Source organism: Candidatus Cloacimonadota bacterium, from assembly GCA_020532355.1.
Classification (GTDB): domain Bacteria; phylum Cloacimonadota; class Cloacimonadia; order Cloacimonadales; family Cloacimonadaceae; genus UBA5456.
Map to the genome: position 1 here is coordinate 1 of JAJBBD010000163.1, position 4151 is coordinate 4151.

3 protein-coding genes and 1 tRNA gene are annotated in these 4151 nt (G+C 41.3%); 2 read left to right on the forward strand and 2 right to left on the reverse strand.

The genetic code is table 11. The features are described 5' to 3' along the window. Nucleotides 1-571 precede the first annotated feature (571 nt). Nucleotides 572-2431, reverse strand: a complete 1860-nt coding sequence (locus LHW48_05900) for a ribonuclease catalytic domain-containing protein (protein ID MCB5259994.1) — start codon at nucleotides 2429-2431, stop codon at nucleotides 572-574. Between the two features lie 36 nt (nucleotides 2432-2467). After that, nucleotides 2468-2543, reverse strand: a tRNA-Arg gene (locus tag LHW48_05905). A 116-nt stretch (nucleotides 2544-2659) separates the two neighbouring features. Here LHW48_05905 and LHW48_05910 point away from each other — a divergent pair. Continuing rightward, the gene (locus LHW48_05910; GenBank protein ID MCB5259995.1) at nucleotides 2660-3643 is read left to right on the forward strand and encodes an aspartate-semialdehyde dehydrogenase; all 984 of its coding nucleotides are present in this window, start codon (nucleotides 2660-2662) and stop codon (nucleotides 3641-3643) included. Between the two features lies 1 nt (nucleotide 3644). Further along, nucleotides 3645-4151, forward strand: a 507-nt coding sequence (locus LHW48_05915) for a M20/M25/M40 family metallo-hydrolase (protein ID MCB5259996.1), incomplete at its 3' end; no start/stop codon positions are given.

Genomic DNA, 4151 nt, shown 5'->3' on the forward strand with positions numbered 1-4151 from the left:
CGCTGTGGCAAACAGAGCTTGCCACCCCAAGGGTAGGTGCTGCTTGTAGCCGCATTTGTGGCAACTAGGAGCCTTCAATCTCATCCCCCACACTGGTTCCCCTTGTCGGAACAGAAAATATCCTTAAATCTATTTTACAAAAAGTGTAAGCGATCTTATATTCATTCAAGTGTTACTGTAGGAGTTACCCGGAAATGGGCTGCCAAGCTCCTGCTTGGCAGAGGCAGCGGAGCTGTCTTCGGAAGCGAGCTTTGCTCGCTGTGGCAAACAGAGCTTGCCACCCCAAAGGTAGGTGCTGCTTGTAGCCGCATTTGTGGCAACTAGGAGCCTTCAATCTCATCCCCCACACTGGTTCCCCTTGTCGGAACAGTTGTCCGCCTGTACTGTAAGGGTGCTCGCAGTCAAGCGCCCATGTGAAAAATTATCTGTAGATATATGACGCTCACTTAGTTTGAAAGAGAGCCCAAAATTAGTATTGGCCAGAAGCTTATCAATAGAGCGGCGGGGAGGGAAATAGAATAGGCAATCAAAGCTAACCGTGGCTGCACATAGAAGCACTATTTTCTTGATATCAGCTTATCAAATCTGCTTTTAGCAACATTCTATCCCAATCTATAGCGTAGATTACAAAATTAAACCGTTCAGCTTGAGGACTTGCATCCAAAACAAGTAATACCTGTTTTGCCCAGGGCATAATCTCAACTTTATATTTTCCATTTACTATTGCCTTAAGGAAGCCTTCAAGTGGTTGATGCATCAGATTTGCAGCGATGTATTTAAATAACCAGTAGCGCTCTGATCGACGCGCAGTTTCTCGCAAGAGCAAAATTCGTTTCTCGATATGAGGTATCAGGTTCTTAAGTTCATTTTCAGTTAGGAGAGGGAGTTTGCCTGAAATGAAGTTACATACTTGCATTTGATTTAGCATATCTACAAAGCGGCGGATTGGGCTGGTGCTATGAAGATAGGCAGGAGCATTAATGCCAGGATGGTAATGAGCATGAGTATCAAGATAGGCAGTGCTTACTTGCCAATTTTTCTCTTCATCAAAATATTGATTGATGTTTCGATACAAAACAGGTATCCGGTTATTGAGTGCAAACTGAGCAATAGAGCTATTGTATAAGATCATCATTTCTTCAATCATTTGCCTGGATGGGCTTTGCATATCGATGCGCGTAAAACTAATTTCATTTTGTTCTGTGCTTAGTTTATAGTAAAAACGAGCCGAATCTGCTTTGTTTACAGAATCTTTTTGGTTGCGCAGTTGATCTGCTATTTTGTAGTAAGGAAGCCATTCACTTTGATGTCGATATCGGTCAGCTTCATTGTAGCTACAATTTTTGGTAATTTGAATGCGTTCTAAAGCAAGGTTGCTCTTTAGCATTGTTCCATGGTCGTTAAATGTGCAATACAGACTGAGAACCGGCTTTGCCTCATTTTCTTTCAAAGAAAATAGGTGCTCAGAATAGCGAGGAGGCAACATAGGAACAATTCCTGAAGGAAGGTAAAGCGAGGAAACCCTTTCTTTTGCTTCATTAAATAGTTGCATGCGATAGTTCAAATAGGAAGCTGGATTGCTTACATGAATGCCCAAATGAAAATTTCCATCACAATCGGTTATGCTAAGTGCGTCATCAATATCTTTGCTTTGCTCATCGTCTATGCTTATAACTTCTAATTCTTCATTTATCTGAGAGGTACAAGGGAGAAACTCTTCTGTGTATTCATGGATGAAGGCGATCGGCAGACCGGAAGCCAATAGAGGAGGATCTTCAATGGGAAGAGTGTCGCCGAGGTCTGCTCTTAATGCCATAATAGAGTTTTGTGGAAAAACAGTCTTAATAGTTTTTTCAAGATCTTCTATTCTTTCACCTCTCAAGATGCAGCGAAGGTCTTCAATCAATCTTTGTTTAAGGCTAAGATCGGGGTTCGCATTATTATTTTTAAGCAGAGATTCTACCTGATCCAAATAATCAGCTCTTTGTTGCTGCTCTTGTTTAGTTTTAATATACTCTTCTTGGCCTTCAGGAGAACGCTTAAAGAAGAGCGCATGCTTCTGAGCGTAGATCTGCGGGTTACTTTTAAGCAATAACAACAAAGCAAATATCTGAACATCATCTGTAATAGTATTGGCTTGAGCAAGTTGAGCAAGTGTTTCGCCTTTGGTGCTAATCTTGAGCTCTGGTATTACTTGTCTTTTTGCATTGTCAATAAAGGTTTGTAACGCATTGGTAGAGGATTCAAACAAAGTGGTGCTTTGTAGCAATATGCGCCTGGGGCTAAGCAAAGAAAGTTCACCAGAAGCAAGCAGGATCTGAAATTTATCTCGCTGGAAACCGTTAATAACGCCCATCTGTAGTACCCCGTTATGATAAAAAGCGACAATGTGACCAAGGGTATCGTTATTAAGCGGGATCTTGCCATTCATGATCTATCTGCCTTTTTTTCTCAATCGAGTAATCTCTGGCGCCCCTGGGAAGAATCGAACTTCCGACCAACGGTTTAGGAAACCGCTGCTCTATCCCCTGAGCTACAGGGGCGCACAATTATTGATACAAGATTTTTTAGTAGCCATGTTTCGTCAAGTTTACATTGACAAAAGAGTAACATCATTGATATTGACCACATTATTTTAAACTTAAAAGGAATATCTACAATGAAGATAGCAATAGTTGGTGCCACCGGTGAAGTGGGCAGAATGATGATAAGCTGTTTGGAAGAGCATAACCTTCAGCTTTCTGTATTAGATTTGTATGCTTCGGCAAAATCTGCTGGGGAAACTCTATATTATCTGGATAGACCTTTAGAAGTAATGGAGCTTGCTGAAGAATCTCTGCAAACACATTACGATTATGTATTTTTCTCTGCCGGAGGGGGAGTGGCACGAACATATGCGCCAATAGCTGCCCAGCATAGTAATATGATTATTGATAACTCGTCGGCTTTTCGTAACGAAATCGAAATTCCACTTGTGGTGCCTCAGATAAACGCAAAGAAGATTGAGAATTATCGGGGCATTGTAGCAAATCCGAATTGTTCAACCATCCAAATGGTTTTACCATTGGCGGTTCTGGATAAAGCTTACGGATTAAAAAAGGTTATTGTTTCTACCTATCAGGCTGTTTCCGGTAGCGGTCACAGCGGAATTGATACTTTAGAGAAACAACGCAGGGGATTATCTTCTAAGGGAAGCTATCCGGAACAGATAGATTTGAATGTAATACCACAGATAGGAGTATTTTTAGATAGCGGATATAGCAGCGAAGAAGTAAAAATGCAAAATGAAACCAGGAAGATTTTGGCGAATGACAATATAATGGTTTGCGCTACCGCAGTTAGAGTACCAGTTTTTTATGGACATTCAAACTCTGTGTATGCAGAATTTGAAAGAGTAGTAAATCTATCTGAAACAGCGGATTTACTATCCCAATCTCCAGCAATCCAATATCATGAGAATAGCTATATAACCCCCTTGGCAATAGGAAATTCAAATGATGCTCATGTGTGCCGGCTTCGGCTTGGAACAGATAAGAAATCTTTGGCGTTTTGGAATGTGGGACACAACGTTCGAATTGGAGCTGCTGCCAATGCGGTGAATATCATGTTGGCACATGCCAGATACAAAGGGACTATAAAATAATATGTTTAACCCGATTGAGCTTCGTCATAAATTGCATCGAATACCAGAATTGGCTTTTGAAGAGTATAAAACCAAGGCTTTATTGATGCAGTGTCTAACAGATATCTTAAATGGCGAAAGAGCAAGAGCATTTGAAATATACGAATTCCAGCAATCGACTGGAATTTTGGTATCGTATGCAAACGGACAAACTGAACATGGGTACAAGCTATTTAGGGCAGATATGGATGCGTTGCCTTCTGATGAGGCGACAGAATGTGGGTTCACATCAGAACATCCGGGCTTGATGCACGCCTGTGGACATGACGTCCATATGGCCGTATTGATGGGTCTTATCCATCGAGTGTATGAATATCAACCAAAGAATAACTTGTTGTTCTTATTCCAACCGGCAGAAGAAGGTAAGGGCGGAGCACAAAGCATAATTTCTGAACAAGTCCTACAAAAGTATCCCATTCGAGAAGTGTTTGCACTTCATGTTGCCAGTGAGTTGCCGATAGGAACCATC